This window comes from Microcoleus sp. (assembly GCF_049646505.1).
GTDB lineage: Bacteria > Cyanobacteriota > Cyanobacteriia > Cyanobacteriales > Microcoleaceae > Microcoleus.
Genome location: NZ_JBARVX010000107.1, coordinates 1 through 4034, shown reverse-complemented (window position 1 = coordinate 4034; position 4034 = coordinate 1). Strand labels below are relative to the sequence as shown.

Below are 4034 nucleotides of genomic sequence, written 5' to 3'. Positions count from 1 at the left end.
CCTCCGATAAATTATCCCAAAAAGTAACATCTATGACGCGCAAAATTATTCGTACTGACAAAGCACCGGCACCCGTCGGCCCTTACAATCAAGCGATCGCCGCTTCGGGCACTATGCTGTTTGTAGCTGGTCAAATTGCGATCGACACTAGACTAAACGATATCGTCTACACCGACGACGTGGCAAAACAAACCCAACAAGTTATGGCAAATCTCGAAGCCATTCTCACAGAAGCCGGCGCTACTTGGTTGGATGTCGTAAAAACTACGGTTTTCCTCAAAGATATGAATGATTTTGCCGCTGTGAATGCGGTTTATGCGAAATATTTTGATGCGGAAACTGCACCGGCGCGCGCTTGTGTGGAGGTGGCGCGTTTGCCGAAGGATGTGTTAGTTGAGATTGACTGTATTGCGGTTATTTGATTTCAGGGACTCGGCGGTTGAAACCGCGTCTATACAAACAATGTCCGCCTCCGCGGACTAAGAGTAAAATTGATCGCCCGACAAGCATATTTTAGGCCAACGGGCGCGTTAATGCTCTTGTAGTTCGGGAACCTGAATCTTCGGCAGTTCCTTCCACTCAGACTCTATCGGTGAGTAACGACAATAGCATACCGCTAAACAGTCATACTCAGCATTCGGCATCTTGGGACTGTACTCCTCTACGCGCGATACTTCCCAGTCTCCCCAGCGAACGTGAGTGGTGACACCAGGGGATTTAGGCTCTCTACTCTCGGTAAATTGGGCAAAGTGTCGCAGGCGATCGCCCGTTTGAGGCAGAGGTTTGTTTGAGTAATCATAATGTTCTGCGAGGATACTGGTTAGAGCACCTGTATGAGAAAGCGATCGATCCTCCCATCCAGGGGAAGATAGCGATTCAGTCTTGAAAACGATCAACCGTTTCGGCATTGATTTATTCCTCTCTCTAAGCATACTTTATATTTTCTTCAGTCCGCGCAGGCGGACATCGTTTGTGTAGCAGCGGTTTCAACCGCCGAATGATAAAAGTTTATATTTTATTGAGTCCGCTTAGGATCGAAAACTTAATAACTTAAACATCTCCTACAGTCCTCTCTCTTGTAAGTTGCAAGAAAGAAGGAGGCAGAGCCTCCGGATCTGCATTACCAGGCAGAGCCTGGTAACGAGCAAATCCTCCCATCCAGGGGAAGATAGCGATTCAGTCTTGAAAACGATCGACCGTTTCGGCATGGATTTATTCCTCTCTCTAAGCATATTTTATATTTTCTTCAGTCCGCTAGGAGTGGACTTCGTTTGTGTAGCTGCGGTTTCAACCGCCGAATGATAAAAGTTTATATTTTTATGTATAGCAACCGCCGAGGGTAAAGTGCGCGACTGTCTTAATTCCCACAGCCGTTAGCGCAGCCCTCGAAGAGGATCGCACTTTTCGATCTTTTGCTGTCGCGCACCTACTCTCAAATCAATCTGAAACAATCAGATTTAATCTCAATTACCAGTTAGGAATTAGCAATTAGCAATTACCAATTACCAATTACCAATTACCAATTACCAACTGTCAACTGTCAACTGTCTACCGTCAACTGTCAACCCTAAACTACTTATTCAACGCTTCGCGGGCGGCTGCCGCTTCGTCGGGATGAATGTTCAAACGGGTTAAGTTAATCCGACCTTTATTGTCAATTTCTCGCACTTTGACAATCACTTCATCGTTCACTGCTAACTCGTCTTCCACTTTCCCGACGCGGTAATCCGCTAACTGGGAAATGTGAATCATTCCTTCTTTGCCAGGGAGAATTTCTACAAAAGCGCCGATCGGAATAATTCGAGTTACGCGGCCGACATACACGTCTCCAGCATTCAACTTGCGCGTCATGCCTTGGACAATATTGTAAGCCCGCTGAGCTTTCTCGCTGTCGTTACCGGCAATTGTCACGGTTCCGTCGTCTTCGATGTCAATCTTGACACCGGTTTCTTCGGTGATGGCTTTGATTGTTTTGCCACCTGGCCCAATTACCAAACCGATAAATTCTGGATCGATTTTCAGGGTTAGCAAGCGCGGTGCAAACGGCGACATTTCCTTGCGGGGAGCGTCGATGGTTGCTAGCATTCTTTCTAAAATGTGCAGTCTGGCGGGTTTGGCTTGGCGGATGGCGGTGGCTATGACATCTAAGGGCAAACCTTTGATTTTCATGTCCATTTGCAAAGCAGTAATTCCGGTGTCGGTACCGGCTACTTTGAAGTCCATGTCGCCTAAGAAGTCTTCAATTGCTTGAATGTCTGTCAAAATTCGGACTTCATCGCCTTCTTTGATTAATCCCATTGCCGCGCCGCTGACGGGTTGGGAAAGGGGAACGCCTGCATCCATTAATGCTAGTGTCGATCCGCACACTGAACCCATTGATGTTGAACCGTCGGAAGAAAGGATTTCGGAGACTACGCGAATTACGTAGGGGAAATCTTCTTTTGATGGCAAAACTGGGACTAGGGCGCGTTCTGCGAGGGCTCCGTGACCGATTTCTCGGCGTCCGGGCGATCGCATCGGTTTAGTTTCTCCCACGGAAAAAGGCGGGAAATTGTAGTGATGCAAGTAGCGTTTGTCTTGCTGCGGGTGCAAGTCGTCTCCTAAGTCTTGGGCGTCGCCGGGGGTTCCCAGGGTAGCTGTGGACAAGACTTGGGTTAACCCGCGATTGAACAGCGCACAGCCGTGTACTCGCGACGGCAGCACCCCTACGCGACAAGAAACGGAACGCACCTCGTCTAGCTTGCGGCCGTCTACACGGACGCCATCTTCGATGATTTGCTTCCGCATCATTTTTTTGGTAACGTCTTTGAAAACGTTGCCAATTGTCTTGCTGTTGGCGCCTGCGGCTACTTTGATCGGATCGTCTTCGGCGAGTTCGGCGATCGCAGCTTCGACTTCATTGGCTTTCACTTCGTCTAAAGCCGCATTCCGTACTGTTTTGTCTTTTTCAAATCTTGACAAAATGATGCGGATTGGTTCTTGGGCGCGATCGCGAATAAAGTTTTCCAAGGCCATATCTGGCGATGGTCTTTCCTCTACTACCAAATCGATGCCCAATTCTGCCATAATTTCGCGCTGGGCTTGAATCAAGTCGCAGGCTGCTTCGTAGCCGAAGTCGATCGCCTCGATGATATCTTGTTCCGGCAATTGGTTGGCGCTGGCTTCCACCATGATTACTCCGTCTGGAGAACCGGCTACCACGAGATCCAACTCGCCTTCTTTGATTTCGCTGTAGGTTGGGTTGATGATGAAATCGTCCCCTACCAAACCGACTCGCACCGCAGCCATCGGCCCGTAAAACGGCATTTTCGCCAGCAGGATCGCTACTGAAGCGCCCGTTACCGCCAAAACATCCGGCGGCACTTGTTCGTCCATCGAAACCGTTGTGGCTACGACTTGGATGTCATCTCGCAGCCAGCTTGGGAATAGCGGGCGCAGCGGTCGATCGATCAAACGCCCAGTCAAAGTCACTTTTTCTGGGGGACGCCCTTCCCGGCGCAAAAATCCACCGGGAATTTTACCGCCTGCGTACAGTCTCTCTTCGTAATCCACCAACAAAGGCAGGAAATCAATTCCTTCTCTCCCCTGCGATCGAGTCGCCGTCACTAAAACTGCCGTGTCACCCGACTGAATCAAAACTGCACCGCCTGCTTGAGGCGCTAGTAAACCAATCTTCAGTCTAATATCCCTTCCATCGAAGGATATTGACTTGTCTATCTCTACCATGTAGGACTGCTTCCTTATCTACCACATTCTTTCTCTGTCGGGATCGTAACACTACCACAGGATGTTTGAGAGTCCAATGCCAAAAGATAGAGATTATTTGGTGCGGTCGATCGAATTGCGGCGCTGGAGGTGTAAGCATTTATACTCTCAATCGGGGAGATTCTGGGGTAGGTTCGCCCGATCGATCGCCCCCCAAACGCCGGCTCTAGATGGTACGATGAGTTTTCGATTGGGACTTGGGAGCGATCGGGTCAACCATCCGGGATTGGGCATGGGGCATGGGGCATGGGGCATGGGGCATGGGGCAT

The 4034-nt window shown here is 49.5% G+C and carries 3 protein-coding genes and 1 pseudogene; 2 read left to right on the top strand and 2 right to left on the bottom strand.

Annotation, left to right across the window (positions count from 1 at the left end):
* Positions 1-422 (top strand): Rid family detoxifying hydrolase (locus WBA89_RS06270; RefSeq protein WP_424404800.1); only part of this gene is annotated, 422 nt, incomplete at its 5' end.
* Positions 423-530: 108 nt separating this feature from the next.
* On the opposite strand, the gene WBA89_RS06265 is transcribed toward WBA89_RS06270, so the two are convergent.
* On the bottom strand, positions 531-908 hold the full coding sequence (locus tag WBA89_RS06265; RefSeq protein ID WP_333424642.1) for a hypothetical protein: 378 nt from the start codon (positions 906-908) through the stop codon (positions 531-533).
* 664 nt (positions 909-1572) lie between these two features.
* Positions 1573-3726, bottom strand: a complete 2154-nt coding sequence (locus WBA89_RS06260) for a polyribonucleotide nucleotidyltransferase (RefSeq protein WP_424404797.1) — start codon at positions 3724-3726, stop codon at positions 1573-1575.
* Between the two features lie 76 nt (positions 3727-3802).
* Here WBA89_RS06260 and WBA89_RS06255 point away from each other — a divergent pair.
* A pseudogene (locus tag WBA89_RS06255) lies at positions 3803-4034 on the top strand (hypothetical protein); the annotation flags it as partial.